This is a genomic window from Serratia sp. OLAL2 (assembly GCF_002752475.1).
Taxonomy (GTDB): domain Bacteria; phylum Pseudomonadota; class Gammaproteobacteria; order Enterobacterales; family Enterobacteriaceae; genus Serratia; species Serratia bockelmannii.
On sequence record NZ_MSTL01000019.1, the window covers coordinates 816,181 to 830,550 of the forward strand.

Annotated in this window: 16 protein-coding genes; 8 read left to right on the plus strand and 8 right to left on the minus strand. The window is 60.9% G+C overall.

All coding sequences use genetic code 11. The features are described 5' to 3' along the window. Window positions 1–11: 11 nt before the first annotated feature. Window positions 12–845, minus strand: a complete 834-nt coding sequence (phnC, locus tag BVU99_RS21260) for a phosphonate ABC transporter ATP-binding protein (protein WP_099816745.1) — start codon at window positions 843–845, stop codon at window positions 12–14. Window positions 846–962: 117 nt separating this feature from the next. Further along, window positions 963–1,970, minus strand: coding sequence for a tryptophan--tRNA ligase (gene trpS, locus BVU99_RS21265; protein WP_099816744.1), 1,008 nt, complete (start codon window positions 1,968–1,970; stop codon window positions 963–965). Between the two features lie 290 nt (window positions 1,971–2,260). On the opposite strand from trpS, the gene BVU99_RS21270 reads away from it, so the two are divergent. Continuing rightward, window positions 2,261–3,136, plus strand: a complete 876-nt coding sequence (locus BVU99_RS21270; protein ID WP_099816743.1) for an NAD(P)-dependent oxidoreductase — start codon at window positions 2,261–2,263, stop codon at window positions 3,134–3,136. A 32-nt stretch (window positions 3,137–3,168) separates the two neighbouring features. Here the strand turns inward: BVU99_RS21270 and BVU99_RS21275 are convergent, their stop codons facing one another. The 3 genes from BVU99_RS21275 to BVU99_RS21285 all read right to left on the minus strand — a co-directional run bounded on the left by BVU99_RS21275 (window position 3,169) and on the right by BVU99_RS21285 (window position 5,861). Then, entirely contained in the window at window positions 3,169–3,696 is a 528-nt protein-coding gene (locus BVU99_RS21275; protein ID WP_049295228.1) for a cysteine hydrolase family protein, read from the minus strand. A gap of 25 nt (window positions 3,697–3,721) precedes the next feature. After that, on the minus strand, window positions 3,722–4,825 hold the full coding sequence (locus BVU99_RS21280) for a suppressor of fused domain protein (protein WP_025302009.1): 1,104 nt from the start codon (window positions 4,823–4,825) through the stop codon (window positions 3,722–3,724). Between the two features lie 163 nt (window positions 4,826–4,988). After that, window positions 4,989–5,861 (minus strand): oxygenase MpaB family protein, encoded by an 873-nt coding sequence (locus BVU99_RS21285; protein ID WP_099816742.1) that lies wholly within the window; start codon window positions 5,859–5,861, stop codon window positions 4,989–4,991. 242 nt (window positions 5,862–6,103) lie between these two features. On the opposite strand from BVU99_RS21285, the gene BVU99_RS21290 reads away from it, so the two are divergent. The 4 genes from BVU99_RS21290 (at window position 6,104) to BVU99_RS21305 (ending at window position 9,334) form a co-directional block, all read left to right on the plus strand. Next, window positions 6,104–6,547, plus strand: coding sequence for an acetyltransferase (locus tag BVU99_RS21290; protein ID WP_016928596.1), 444 nt, complete (start codon window positions 6,104–6,106; stop codon window positions 6,545–6,547). 262 nt (window positions 6,548–6,809) lie between these two features. Then, a complete protein-coding gene (locus BVU99_RS21295) occupies window positions 6,810–7,835 on the plus strand; it encodes a methionine ABC transporter ATP-binding protein (RefSeq protein ID WP_025302007.1) in 1,026 nt (341 codons plus the stop codon). After that, window positions 7,828–8,496 (plus strand): methionine ABC transporter permease, encoded by a 669-nt coding sequence (locus BVU99_RS21300; protein WP_004939505.1) that lies wholly within the window; start codon window positions 7,828–7,830, stop codon window positions 8,494–8,496. The genes BVU99_RS21295 and BVU99_RS21300 overlap by 8 nt, the downstream gene beginning before the upstream one ends. Window positions 8,497–8,515: 19 nt before the next feature. Then, entirely contained in the window at window positions 8,516–9,334 is an 819-nt protein-coding gene (locus tag BVU99_RS21305; RefSeq protein ID WP_043136906.1) for a MetQ/NlpA family ABC transporter substrate-binding protein, read from the plus strand. Window positions 9,335–9,369: 35 nt separating this feature from the next. On the opposite strand, the gene BVU99_RS21310 is transcribed toward BVU99_RS21305, so the two are convergent. Next, window positions 9,370–10,014 carry a TetR/AcrR family transcriptional regulator gene (locus BVU99_RS21310; protein WP_049203879.1) on the minus strand — a complete coding sequence of 215 codons (645 nt, stop codon included), beginning with the start codon at window positions 10,012–10,014 and terminating at the stop codon, window positions 9,370–9,372. Between the two features lie 176 nt (window positions 10,015–10,190). Here BVU99_RS21310 and BVU99_RS21315 point away from each other — a divergent pair, with 176 nt between their 5' ends. The 3 genes from BVU99_RS21315 to dapF all read left to right on the plus strand — a co-directional run bounded on the left by BVU99_RS21315 (window position 10,191) and on the right by dapF (window position 11,925). Next, entirely contained in the window at window positions 10,191–10,448 is a 258-nt protein-coding gene (locus tag BVU99_RS21315; RefSeq protein ID WP_016928600.1) for a DUF1471 domain-containing protein, read from the plus strand. Between the two features lie 191 nt (window positions 10,449–10,639). Continuing rightward, a complete protein-coding gene (locus tag BVU99_RS21320) occupies window positions 10,640–10,897 on the plus strand; it encodes a YdgH/BhsA/McbA-like domain containing protein (RefSeq protein WP_099816741.1) in 258 nt (85 codons plus the stop codon). Between the two features lie 113 nt (window positions 10,898–11,010). Next, complete coding sequence (dapF, locus tag BVU99_RS21325; protein ID WP_099816740.1) at window positions 11,011–11,925, plus strand: diaminopimelate epimerase; 915 nt, start codon at window positions 11,011–11,013, stop codon at window positions 11,923–11,925. Here dapF and BVU99_RS21330 read toward each other — a convergent pair. Together BVU99_RS21330 and BVU99_RS21335 are read right to left on the minus strand one after the other, a co-directional pair. Further along, a complete protein-coding gene (locus tag BVU99_RS21330) occupies window positions 11,861–13,159 on the minus strand; it encodes an SLC13 family permease (protein WP_043136891.1) in 1,299 nt (432 codons plus the stop codon). The two genes, dapF and BVU99_RS21330, sit on opposite strands and share 65 nt — an antisense overlap. 84 nt (window positions 13,160–13,243) lie before the next feature. Further along, on the minus strand, window positions 13,244–14,149 hold the full coding sequence (locus tag BVU99_RS21335) for a helix-turn-helix domain-containing GNAT family N-acetyltransferase (RefSeq protein WP_099816739.1): 906 nt from the start codon (window positions 14,147–14,149) through the stop codon (window positions 13,244–13,246). Window positions 14,150–14,370: the final 221 nt, after the last annotated feature.

The following is a 14,370-nucleotide window of genomic DNA, read 5'->3' on the forward strand; positions in this document are numbered from 1 at the left end:
TCAAAAGTGCTTCAATGGATCTGATTGGCTTCTTCGCCATACAGCTGGTGCAGGATCCGTTCGTTCAGTTGCGAAGGATGCCCGTCAAACACGATCTTCCCGTGGGCGATGCCGATCACCCGCGAGCAATACTCTTTCACCAGTTCGACCGAGTGCAGGTTCACCATCACCGCGATGCCGTCTTCGCTGATTTTCTGCAGCGCGTCCATGATGCGGCGGGTGTTCTTCGGATCGAGCGACGCGACCGGCTCATCGGCCAGCAGGATTTGCGGGTTTTGCATCAGCGCGCGGCAGATGGCGACGCGCTGCATTTGGCCGCCGGAGAGGTGCTCGGCGCGCTGCAGCGCGTGCGGCAGCATGTTAAGCCACTGCAACAGTTCGATAGCGCGAGCGCGGTCGGCGTCATCGAACAGTTTGAAGAAGGATTTCAGGGTGGAGGTGTGGCTCAGGCGGCCCAGCAGCACGTTGGTCATCACGTCCAAGCGCGGCACCAGGCAGAAGTCCTGGAAGATCATGCCGCAGCGTGCGCGCCACTGGCGCATCTGGCGGCCGGCAAGCTGGGCGATATCCTGCGCCACGCCATCGTCTTCGAAGTGCAGCATCTCGCCGCAGCTGGAAGGAATGGTGCCGTTGAGGGTGTGCAGCAGCGTCGACTTGCCCGCGCCGGAGCGGCCGATCACCGCCACGAATTCGCCGGCGTGCAGGTCGAAATTGATGTCATCCAGCACGCGCTGCTGCGCTTTGTAGGCCTTGCCGAGTCCCTTTACCGATAATACTTTGCGGGATGCGGCGGCGTGCTGCCCTGGTAAGTCGTGCTGTGCCAATTTTAACAGTGCCTGAGCCATATGATTTCTCTGGTTTCAGTGGCTAATCATTATGGGCACCTATTAACGGATAAGTTTATGACAGTGGGATGATCGTTTTATGGCCGGGGCGTGACGCGTGCCGCCCCGGCGTGCGCATCATTCCAGGCTAAAGAAGTCCAGCCCCAGCGCCGTCTTGACCTGCCGCAGCGTCTGTTGGCTGACCTGATGCGCGCGGCGGGTGCCGTGCTGCAGGATGCGCGTCAGCTCGCCTTTATCGGCGATGAATTCGGCGCGGCGGGTGCGGATCGGCTCGAGCAGGCTCTGCAGGCAATCCTCCAGCAGCCGTTTGATTTTCACGTCCCCCAACCCGCCGCGCCGATAGTGCGCCTTCAGGTCCGCCACCAGCGCGGCGTCTTCGCAGAAGGCGTCCAGATAGGTGAACACCATGTTGCCCTCCACCCGGCCGGGATCGCTGACGTTGAGATGGCCGGGATCGGTGAACATGCTCATCACCGCCTTGTGAACCTCGTCGGCGCCGGCGCCAAGCTGGATGGCGTTGCCGCGCGATTTCGACATCTTGCCCTGCCCGTCCAGCCCCGGCAGACGCCCGACGTTGCTCAACAGCGGCTGACACTCCGTTAATATCGGTTGGCCAACGATGTGGTTGAAGCGCCGCACGATCTCGTTGGTTTGCTCCAGCATCGGCAGCTGATCCTCGCCGACCGGCACGTGGGTGGCGCCGAAGGCGGTGATGTCCGCCGCCTGGCTGACCGGATAGATCAGAAAACCGGCCGGCAGGCTGCGGGCGAAATCCTTCTCGGCGATTTCGTTTTTCACCGTCGGGTTGCGTTCCAGCCGCGCCACGCTGACCAGATTGAGGTAGTACATCGTCAACTCGGCCAACGCCGGCAGCGCCGACTGCAGGCAGATCGTAGTCTTGTGCGGATCGATGCCGACCGCCAGATAGTCGGCCACGACGTTGAGCACGTTGGCGCTGATTTTTTGCGGGTTGTTACCGTTGTCGGTCAGGCCCTGCAGATCCGCCACCATCACCGTTTGGTTATGCTGGTGCTGCAGTTCGACGCGTTGGCGCAGCGAGCCGACGAAGTGACCTAAATGCAGTGGGCCGGTGGCGCGATCGCCGGTAAGAATGGTGTAGCTCATGACAGTGCTCCTGAAGGTCTGTAGACCGCCGGATCAACGCCACAAAAAATAATGCCGCCAAACCGGCGGCATTAAAAAGAGATGTGAATACTCGTGCCGCCTCAGAAGAGGCGCCACCATGACTGATTGTGGGTGGAGTGCATCGATATATTCATGCCATCAAGGTATACCCGCAGCGGCAGCGCGTCAATAGCCCGCCGCCGGCGCGTAAGACGGCGTTACACTCCGGCATTTGCGTTCCTGGCACGGCGCGCTAGGGTAAAACCTTCAACCTGAAAAAGGAGCGCATGATGAAGATCGGATTTGCCGGACTGGGTGGGATGGGCAGCGCCATGGCGGCCAACCTGTTGCAGGCGGGCTTCACCTTAACGGTATGGAACCGCTCGCCGCAGGCGGCGCAGCCGCTGGTAAACGCCGGCGCGCGGCAGGCCGAACGGCCGGAGCAGTTGGCCGATGCCGACGTGCTGATCACCATGCTGGCCGACGATGCCGCCACGCAACAGGTGGTGGTGGACAGCGGGTTGCTGCAGCGGATGAAACCGGGCGCGCTGCATATCAATATGGCGACCATCTCGGTCGAACTCGCCAAGCGTTTGACGACGCTGCATGCGGAACACGGCATCGGCTATCTCGCCGCGCCGGTGCTGGGGCGGGTCGACGTGGCCGCCGCCGGCAAGCTGAATATTCTGGCGGCCGGCGATAGCGAACGGCTGAAGCAAGCGCAGCCGCTGTTCGATGCCCTCGGCCAGAAAACCTGGCACTTCGGCGCCGACCCGGCGCAGGCCAATGTGGTCAAAATCGCCACCAACTTTACCCTGGCCAGCGCCATTGAAGCGATGGCGGAAGGCAGCGCACTGGTACGCAACTACGGCGTTTCCGGCGCCGACTACCTGCAGATGCTGAGCAGCACCGTCTTCGCCGCCCCGGCTTACCAGGGCTATGGTGCGCTGATCGCCGCCGAGAAGTATTCACCCGCCGGATTCCGGCTGGCGCTGGGGCTGAAGGACGTCGGGCTGGCGCTGGCCGCCGGCGCCGACAGCCATACGCCGATGCCGTTCGCCGGAGTGCTGAAGGACAACTTCCTCGACGCGATGGCGCAAGGGGATGCGGATCTGGACTGGGCCGCGCTGGCCAAGGTGGCGGCGCGGCGGGCGGGCCTGAAATAACGAACGGGGGCGCTGGCCCCCGTTTTCCGTTCTCAGAACACGATGTCCGCTGCGGGCACGGCGCGGATCGGCACGCCGAAGCTGTCGATATTCGACAGCGTCTCGTTATGGTGGGTACGGATCAGCAGGCCGTCGGCATAGGATTTGTCGTGGCAGGTGTGGGCATCCGCCGCCAGCGTCACCGGATAGCCGTGCGCCGCGGCGCTGCGCACCGTGGTATCGATGCAAAACGGCGTGGAGTAACCGCAAACCACCAACTGCGATACGCCGTTGGCGATCAGCAACGCGCCAAGCGAAGTGCGCAGGAACGAGTCCGGCGTGGTTTTATCCACCCGATGGTCGCCCGGCGCCACCTTCAGCGCCGCGAGCACTTGCCAGGCGGCGCTGCCGTGCGGCAGCTCGTCGTCCGGCGTATGGTGCTGAATGACGACAACCGGCACGCCCGCCCGGCGGGCGCGCTCGCTCAGCTGATTAATGCGCGTAACGGTGCCCGTGGCATCCGCCGGCGGCGGCGTAAACAATCCTTCCTGCACATCGATAATCAACAACGCGGTGGTCATGGCGGCTCCCGAAGATTAAGCCGCGTCAGCACACCGGCTGGCGCGGGCGGAAAATATGATCGACGCCCTGCTCACGCAACCGGTTCACCAGATCGTGCCCGCCGTTCGGCGTGGCGTGCGCCAGCTGGCGCTCGGCGGTAAACACCGGGCTGGCCCAAAACAGGTTCACCGGGTCGCCGTACTGCTGCGGCAGAGTCAGGTGCGCGTGATGCGGGTAGAAGGACGACGATAAAATATAGCCCTCGTAGCCCAGCGGCGCCACGTCCGACTCCAGCGTATGCCCTTCGCCGATCCAGGTCAGCCGCGCCCAAGGCGCGTGCGCGAAACCGGCCAGCGCGCTGGCCATCTGCACCGCGTTGTCTTCGGTCATGTATTGGCTGTCGATGGCGATCGCCATCTCCATGCGGCGATAGCGCGAAGCCTCGTCGTTGAACAGAATCTCCACCCACGGCATCGGCCGAATGCTGACGCCCATGGTGAGGAAGTAATAGATGCCGTCGCGCTCATGCTGGGTGATGGCCATCGGCGGCCACTTGCCCTGATCGATGGCGTAGTATTTTACCGACGGGCCGAAATGCGGCTCATAGCGCGCCTGAAAATCGCGCTGCATCTTCGGCCACGGGTTGCCCTCTTCACGCTGCCAGCTGCGCCAAAACTGGCGGGTGCTTTCCGCCTGCGCATATTGCGTGTTGGTCGAGGCCGAGCCGAGCGGATAGGCCAACGGGCTCTCCTTGATGCAGCTGGCCGAATAGCACACCGAATGGTCGATATACAGGCTCCAGCCGGGGATCACCGCCAGCAGCTGGCCGTAATACCACAGGGCCGCGCCGTCGTCGCTTTCGCTCCACACCACCATCAGCCCTTCCGGGTTCAGCGGCGCTTCCCCTTCCAGGTTGCGGCAAAATTCCGCCGCCAGCATCGGCGGCTGCCCCTGCTCGAGCGCGGCGCGGTCTTCCTGCAGCGGCGCGGCGGCCAGGTTGCGCAGCCAGCAGGCGCGCACCTGATAGCGATCGCTGTAGGCTTCGGCGGGATAGATGTAAAAATAGGCTGCCCGGTGATCTTGCTGAACCACCGCGACCAGCGTCTGGTTCTCATTGCTGACTTCAGCAAGTACGTATGACTCGTTCATATCACCTCAATAGGGTCAGGGCGCGGCAGAATCGGCTGCGCGCAAAAAATGGAATGTGGCTTTGCCCCCAAGTGTAAAACGCATTACTGGCCGGATCACCCGTAAAAGTCTCAAAAGCGGCCGTAAACGAAGATAAACAAAGACTAATTATAGCGGCTGTGGCTCATGACGGCCGAGTAATGCGCCTCACCGCGCGCTGATAGGAACCGTTGCGCATCGACGCGCCCAGCACTTTGCCGAGGCCTGCGGCCCCCGTTCGCACCAGCCGCCGCCGCAGTGCGCCCGGATGAAAGCCGAACTGCCGCTGCGCCCAATCGGGCAACAGATCGATGCCTGCCTGCATCACCACCCCGCCGAGCGGGCGCGCCAATGCGCTAGGTGCCGGCGCTTTCAGCAGAATGCGCGCCACCTCTTGCGTGCGTTCATCGCAGACCAGCTGCGGCCGCATCGCCTGCAGGTACTCTTCGACCTCCGCGCAGGACTGAGGAATGGCGGTCGCCCCCAGCGCGGCGGCCACGCGCGCCGCTTCGCGGTAGTATTGATCCTGCAAATCGCGGGAAAGATGCGGGTTACGGTAGCGCAGGTGGCTGGCCAGAAAACGGCTGCTCTCCGCCACGTGCACCCAGGTGAGCAGCGCCGGATCGCTGGCGGCATAAGGCGTGCCGTCGCTGCCGACGCCGGTCACCCGCAGATGGATGGCTTTGACTTTGGCGATCAGCCGCTCCGCCTCGGCGGTCGGGCCGAAGGTGGTGACCGACACGAACTGGCTGGTGCGGCGCAGGCGGCCAATCATATCGTCGCGGAAGTTGGAGTGATCCCATACGCCGGCCAGCGCCAACGGGTGCAGCATTTGCAACAGCAAGGCGCTGACGCCGCCGCACAGCATCGGGGTGAAATCGCGGTGTACCTGCCAGATGACCGACTGCGGGCCGAACAGCCCCGGATCGCCGGGCGGATTCTCAAAATCGACGCCGCCGAGCGCCAACCCGGTCAGGCTGAGCACCTGTTTTTCTATCGCTGCACGTACCGATTCCATCCTGCCGCCCTCTTGCTCATTCAGCGGCCAGTGTATCACGCGGCGAGCGCCTCATTGCGCCCTGCGGCGGTTGAAAGCATTAACTTACTGAATTACAGTTGTTATACCGCTTGCAACCAGGCGGGCCTATTCGATCCACTGCAGAGGCGCTTTGCAGGGCGTTAACCCACGTTAATTCGGCACTAACCCCACAAAACCTCTATCTAGTTTCTTTTCCTTCAACTTAGATAGCAGAGAGTTCGATGATTACCATCAGAGCACGCGCGGCGGAAGACAACGCGCAATTGGCAGATATCTGGCTGCGTTCGGTGCGCGCCACTCACCACTTTTTAACCGAAGACAACATCGCACAGCTGTTCCCGCTGGTGCTGAACGATTACCTGCCGGCGGTCAACGTTTGGGTGGCCGAAGAGCGGCCGGGGCATCCCTGCGGCTTTATCGGTCTGAACGGCAACAAGGTGGAGATGCTGTTTATCGACGCCGATCAGCGCGGCAAAGGGGTGGGCAAAGCGCTGCTGACCCACGCGGAAACGCTGCACGATGAGCTGCAGCTGGACGTGAACGAGCAAAATCCGCAGGCCAGCGGCTTCTACCGCCACTACGGTTTTGTCATCACCGGCCGCTCGCCGCTCGACGGCCAGGGCAACCCGTTCCCGCTGCTGCACATGAAGCTGGAAAAACGCTAGCCCTCCACCGGCCGCCCAGCGGCCGGTTTTCTCCCCCCATGGCGCCCGCCGTTTAATATATCAAATCAGAATAAGTAATAGATTTTACATTCTTCCTGTCACTATCAACCCTCGGTAGGATTGCCCGGTATTCACCCGCAACAGAGGTTCCGTCCGCCACTTCCCGCCGGGTCGTGCCCCGCCGAAAAGCCGAACGATCCCTGTCCGGCGCAACGCGCTCCGGACGGAATGCTGTGATGTATCGATAAGGATCCGCTTCGTTATGATCGTTCTTTCGAACGTTTGCAAAACTTTTGACAGCGCACAGGGCCGCGTCGTGGCGGTAGACGACGTCAGTCTGGCGGTGGACGCCGGGCAAATTTACGGCATCATCGGCTACAGCGGCGCGGGCAAAAGCACGCTGATCCGCCTGCTCAACGGCCTGGAAACGCCCACCAGCGGCCGCATTGACGTGGGCGGTTTCGATATTGCCCGCGCCAAAGGCAGCCATCTGCGCCAGGCACGCCTGAAAATCAGCATGGTGTTCCAGCACTTCAACCTGCTGTGGTCGCGCACCGTCAGCCAGAATATCGCTTTTTCCATGCAGATCGCCGGCGTGCCCAAGGCGCAGATTGCGCCGCGCGTGGCGGAACTGATCGCGCTGGTCGGCCTGCAGGGGCGCGAAAACGCCTATCCGTCGCAGCTCAGCGGCGGCCAGAAACAGCGCGTCGGCATCGCCCGCGCGCTGGCCAATAACCCGAGCGTGCTGCTGTGCGACGAAGCCACCTCGGCGCTCGATCCGCAAACCACCGACGCCATTCTCGACCTGCTGCTGGACATCAATCGCCAGCTGAAATTGACCATCGTGCTGATCACCCACGAGATGCACGTGGTGCGCAAAATCTGCCACCGCGTGGCGGTAATGGAAAACGGCCGCATCGTCGAAGAAGGCCCGGTGCTTGACGTGTTCACCCGGCCACAACAGCCGATCACCCGGCAATTCGTCAAACAGGTGTCGCAGTATGCGGACACGGAAGAGAGCTTCAATCCACTGCTCACCGCTCATCTGCCGGGGGCGATTTTCAAGCTGACCTTCGTGGGCGTGCAAACCCATCAGGCGGTGATCTCCGAAGTGATCCGGCGCTACGCCCTGACCGTCAACATTCTGCACGGCAAGATCAGCCACACCCTCAACGGTTCGTTCGGCGAACTGTACATTCACGCCGAAGGCAACGAACAACAAGTCGCCGACATGCTCAGCCTGCTGCACGAAAGAGATATCGCCGTCGAGGTTATCCAACATGATTGAATCCCTGTTCCCCCACCTGCGTCTGGACCAACTGTGGGACGCCACCTGGGAAACGCTGTACATGACCGGCATCGCCGGTTTGGCCACGCTGGTGCTGGGCATCGTGCTCGGCGTGCTGCTGTTTTTAACCTCGAAGGGCCAGCTGCTGCAGAACCGGGCTGTCTACTCGCTGATCTCCGTACTGGTCAACGTCTTCCGCTCCATTCCGTTCATCATTCTGATCGTGCTGCTGATCCCGTTCACCAAATCGCTGATCGGCACCATTCTCGGCGCGGACGCTGCCCTGCCGGCGCTGATCGTTGGCGCGGCGCCGTTCTACGCCCGGTTGGTGGAGATCGCGCTGCGCGAGGTCGACAAAGGGGTAATCGAAGCGGCGCGGTCGATGGGCGCCAAAAACCGCACCCTGATTTTCCGCGTATTGCTGCCGGAGAGTTCCCCGGCGCTGGTTTCCGGCATCACCGTCACCCTGATCGCGCTGGTGAGCTACACCGCGATGGCCGGGGTGATCGGCGCCGGTGGCCTGGGCAACCTGGCCTATCTGGAAGGCTTCCAACGCAACCACAGTGACGTGACGCTGGTGGCGACGCTGACGATTCTGCTGATCGTTTTCGTCATTCAGTTCATTGGCGACACCCTGACAAGAACGCTCGATAAACGTTAATTAACCAAGGAAAACGATGATGAAAAAGCACTTACTGATGTTGGCTTTCGCCTCTGTCGCCACCCTCGCCTCTTACGGCGCCGCCGCGGCGACCAAGCTGGTGGTCGGCGCCTCCAACGTGCCGCACGCCGAGATCCTCGAACAGGCCAAACCGATACTGGCGAAGGAAGGCATCGATCTGCAGATCAAGCGCTTCCAGGATTACATTCTGCCGAACACCGCCTTGGCCAGCCACGACATCGACGCCAACTACTTCCAGCACGTGCCTTACCTGAACTCGGTGCTGAAAGACCACGCCGACGACAAGAGCTACGACTTCGTCAGCGCCGGCGCGATCCATATTGAGCCTATCGGCATCTACTCGAAGAAGTACAAGAGCCTGAAAGATCTGCCGGAAAACGGCAAAATCATCATGCGCGACGCGGTGGCGGAAGAAGGCCGCATTCTGTCAATCTTTGAACAGCAAGGCGTGATCAAGCTGAAGCCAGGGGTGAGCAAGGTGGACGCGCGCATCACCGACGTGGTGGAAAACCCGAAACACCTGAAGTTCCAGGCGAACGTTGAAGGCGCGCTGCTGCCGCAGATGTACAACAACAACGAAGGTGACGCGGTGGTGATCAACGCCAACTACGCCATCGACGCCGGGCTGAATCCGACCAAGGATCCAATCGCGGTCGAAAGCGGCGAAAACAACCCGTACGCCAACATCATCACCGTGCACAAAGCCGACGTGAACAAGCCGGAGATCGTGGCGCTGGTGAAGGTGCTGCACTCCAAGCCGATTCAGGACTTTATCCGCGAGAAATACCAGGGCGCGGTGATCCCGGTCAATCAGTAGTAGGTTATACGGCCCGGTGAAAACCGGGCCTGTTGTTACACCTTATTGCCAATCTGGCTGAGCCGCGGCCACACCAGCATCAGCGCCTCCAGCAACCGCAACAGCTCGCTCCGGCTTGCCCCTTCTCGCGCCTGCACCGACATGCCTTCAATGGTGCAAATGACGTATTTCGCCAGCAGCGCGGTATCGGTTTTCGCCAGCAATTCGCCCTGCTGCACCTTGCGATCGAAGCAGACTTTCAGTGCCGCTTCCTGGGCATGATGTTTTTTGCGCAGCATCTGGGCGACGTCGTCGGAAGCAGACGACAGTGCCGCGGAGGCGCACACCATAAAACAGCCTGACGGCGTATCGGGGTCGGTAAACACTTCGACGGAAGAGCGCACGTAGGCCTCGACGATCTCGGCCACCGGCACATCCTGTTCCAACAGCTGGTTGGTGCAGGTGGTGTATTTTTGCAGATAGCGTTCCACCGCCGCGCGGAACATCCCCTCTTTGTTGCCGAATTCCGCATACAGCGTCGGCGCCTTGGCGCCGGTCACTTCCACCAGATCGGCCAGCGAGGTGGCTTCATAACCGTGCCGCCAGAACAGATCGAGCGCGCTTTCCAGCGCCCGGTCGCGATCAAATTGTTTTGGTCTGCCACGGCTTTTCTTGCCGCAGACCGCTTCATTGATGCTCATCGTTCCTCTCCTATCCCGCTCCACGGCAGGCTTAGCACAAATAACTTAACGATCATTATAAAAAAATATTGCGCGCTCGTCGAGAACCGATTAGCATTTAGTTATCGATCGTTAAGATAATTTAACGAAGCAGATTAAAACCCTCTATTGACCGTTATCGGAAAGGAATTAACATCATGAAAAACTTAAAATTAACCTTAGCAGCTCTCACTCTGGCCAGCGTTTCCTTCGGCAGCTTCGCCGCCGATTTAGTCCAGAACCAACCGGCAGACCAGCAGAAAGTGGGCGTTATCACCGTCAGCGGCGCATCCGATCTGACCTCGCTGGAAAACAGCCTGGCCGCCAAAGCCGATCAGGCCGGTGCAAAATCCTTCCGCATCATCGGCGCCGGCGGTAACAACCAGCTGCATGGTACCGCAGAAATCTATCAATAACAAAGCATTAAGCCAACTGATTGCCTGTCCTTTTGCTCACAACGCCAGGGCGTAAAAAAATTAATTAACGAGCATTAAAAAAATACTTGCAATCCGTCAAACCGGCATCTAACATTAAATTATCGATCGTTAATCAATTTAACGACCTTACAAAACAAACATCGTAAAGAACAAAGATAGGAAATAAGACCATGAAAAACCTGAAAATGACCATCGCAGCCATCGCACTGGCTTCCGTCTCCTTCGGCAGCTTCGCCGCCGACCTGGTGAACGCCCAACCTGCCAATCTGCAAAAAGCCGGCGTCGTCACCGTCAGCGGTGCGTCCGACCTGAGCAGCCTGGAAAACAAACTGGCGGCCAAAGCCGACGCGGCGGGCGCCAAATCCTTCCAGATCATCGCCACCACCGGTGACAACAAACTGCACGGCACCGCGATCATCTACAATTAATGGCCAGATAGGCAATCGTGCAAAAGGGCGGCTCAGGCCGCCTTTTGTTTGTTTTGACGCCAACGTTCTGTTGTAAGCTGTAGCCACCTTTTCTTGCTGAGCCGAGCAACGCCATGACTCCCCTGCTGTTTCACAAATATCACGGCCTGGGCAACGACTACCTGGTCTGTCACCGTTCGGTCGCCGATCGTCTGAGCCAGGAACAGATCCGCCTGTTGTGCCACCCGCATTACGGCATCGGTTCCGACGGCCTGCTGATCGACAGCGGTGACGCCGTCAATCCCACCCTGCGCATCATCAACCCGGACGGCTCCGAAGCGGAGAAAAGCGGCAACGGCCTGCGTATCTACGCGCGCTATCTGTTTGACAGCGAGCGCGTAGGGCATCAGCCGTTTCTGGTGCACACCGCCGGCGGCGACGTGCGTTGCCAGGTGGCGGAAGACGCGCATCAGATAACCGTAGAGATGGGGCGCGCCAATTTCAGCCCGGCGGCGCTGCCGGCCTTGATCGATCTGCCGGAGGCGCTGAACTATCCGCTGCCCCTGAGGGAGGAGACGTTAAGCGTTTCGCTGGTGTCGATGGGCAACCCGCACTGCGTGGTGCCGGTGGAAAAACTGGATCTGGCGCAGGTGCATCGGCTGGGACCGCAGATTGAGCGCCATCCGCTGTTCCCGAAACGCACCAATGTACAACTGGTGGAAGTGGTCGATCGCCAGACGCTGCGCATCGGCATCTGGGAGCGCGGCGCCGGCTTTACCCTTGCCTCCGGCAGCAGCAGCTGCGCAGCCGCCAGCGTGATGCGCAAGTTGGGACGAGTCGGCGATCGGGTTAGCGTGCGGATGCCGGGCGGCGAACTGCAGATCGCCTTCAGCGGCGATTTTCAGGTCAGCATGCGCGGGCCGGTGCATAAAATCGCCACCCTGACGCTGGACGAAGATTGTTTTGCCGGCGGTGCGGGGCTGTTTACGGGATCCACCCCAGCAGCCGGAACCACAGATAATCCAACGGCACCAGCAGTGCGAAGCTAAGCGCGGCCAACAGCAGGCACAGCTTTAGCCCTTCACGCGCCGGCACTTTGCCCATCCCCATCGCCACCACGATCGGCGAGGCCTGATACGGCAACAGCGGCGTGGCGTAACCGATCACCTGGGTCATCAGCACCGTCAGCAGCGGCAGGCCGCTGCCTGCGGACAGCGCCTGCGCCAGCGGAGTAAACAGCGCCGGCACGCCGTTGGCGGTCACCACAAAATTCAGCAACGCCGTGATCCCCACCAACGAACCGAATGCGGTAAACGGCTTGCCGTGCAGATCCGGCATCATCGCCAGCAGCGCACCGCCCAACCGATCGCCGAGACCCGAGTGGCTGACCAACGCGGTCAGCCCCAGGATCCCCGCCACGTAAATACAGGTGCGCACGTTAACGCCGGCGGCGAACTGTTCGCCGTTGAGAAAACCGAGGCGCGGCAGCAGGCAGACGCAGGCCGCCGCCAACCCGATCCAGGCGGGGGCGATGCCGTGCCAGCTGTCGGTCATCCACAGCAGCACCGTAATGCCCAACAGCGCGATCAGTCGCCACTCGGCGGCACTGAGCGGCGTTTGCCCCGCCTCGGCCACCACCGGTTGCGGCCGCGCCCGGAACAGGCCGCAGATGCACAGCGTCAACAATGCGCCTTTGGCCACCCCGAGCACCGGGGCATGCAACAGCAGATAAGAGAGATAAGCGAAGTGGCTGCCGTAGGCGCTTTCCGCCGCACCGCTCATCACCAGGTTGGGCACGTTGGCCGGCAAAATGCTGGCGGAGAGCTGGAAGGTGCCGAACCCCACCGCCAGCGCCAAACCGATGCGGCCGCGCGAGCCTTCCGCCAGGCCGGCGCGCTCGGCCAACGCCATGACGATCGGCATCAGCAGCGTAATCCGCCCCATGTTCGAGGGCATGACAAACGCCAACGCGTAGCTTATTGCCACCACGCCGCCCACCAGGCGCGGCCAGGAACCGGCCAGATGCGGCAAGAGCCGGTTGGCCAGACGATCCGCCAAGCCGGTGCTGCGGATGGCGCTGCCCAACACGAAACCGCTGAGCACCAGCCAGAATGCGGAGGACGCGAAACCGGAAAAGGTCACCGCGGCGGGCGCCAGCTGCAATACCATCACCGCCGCAAAGAACAGCAGCGCGACCAAATACTCCGGCAAGCGGGCGCTGGCCCATAGCGCGATGACCACCAGCGTGACCAGCGCGGACAGCGCCATCGGATCCCCCAACATAGTTTCCTCCCTGATAAAACGTTGTGATTGTTATCAAACGGTTAACAGGGTGACACAAGGCGCAGGCGTTAACCTTGAAACCGCTCACATATCGTCGTTCTGCAGATTTTTCAGCATGCACACATTGCAGCCGTGGTGGCCGGTATTGCCGCGCCGTTCCGTCAACAGCGTGAAACCCAGCGCGTAATACAGCCCAATCGCCTCTTTCAACTGTTCGGTGGTTTCCAGATAGCAATAGCGATACCCTGCCGCCCGCGCCGCCTTCATCGCCTGCACCACCATATAGCGCGCCATGCCCAGCCCGCGCGCGCCGGGTTTGAAGAACAGTTTTTGCAGTTCGCAATAGCCGGGCTCTTCGCCGGCCAGCGGCGCCATGCCGACGCCCCCCACCACCTGCCCGTCCCGCTCCAGCACCCAGTAGCGGCCGCCGTTGTCGTGATACAGGCCGGTCAGCCGATCGAGATCCGGATCGTGCAGGCTGACCCCTTCCATCTTGCCCATGCCGTACTCGCGAAACACGTCGCGAATGATCGCCGCCATCGCCGCATCGTCGCGCGCGGCGATCGGCCGCACCCGCAGGTTGGCGTCGCGCTGTTTGCGCGCGCTGCGCAGCGCCGCGGCCATCTTTTTCATCGCCGCAGTGGTGCCCGCCAGCTCATCGTCATCCAACTGCGCCAGCGCCGCCTGCATAAAACCGTCGGCGTCGCTCTCGATGCCGGCCAGCGCCTTGCCGCCCTGTTTACTCAGCCGATGCAGGTTGTGCCGCTTGTCATCCGGATGATCCACCGTTTCTATCACGCCGGCGGCGACCAGGCTGCGCAGCGCCCGGCTGGCGCTGGCCTTGTCGATGCAAAGCCGGGCCGCCAGCTCGGTGACGCCCAGCGGCTGCTCGCTGACTTCGATCATCAGATGGATCTGCAGCGGCGAAAAGCGCGAGCCGTTGCTCTGCTTGTTCAACATGCCGAATTCTCTGACCAAACTGCGCGCCAATGCTCTGAAATCCCTGATGTTCACGGCGTTATGCTCCCCTGTACTTCCACCTTCACGCTGCGTTGGATGGATTATTGGTTGATAGTGTTACCTAATTTAGAACATAACGATAACGCATAAACAATTGCGAATGAATAACCAACGGGGCATCTGAATATGTCAAAACATTTCATTAGCCAGAATTTAAAACCATTTAATTTATTATTTAAAAAACTTAAATC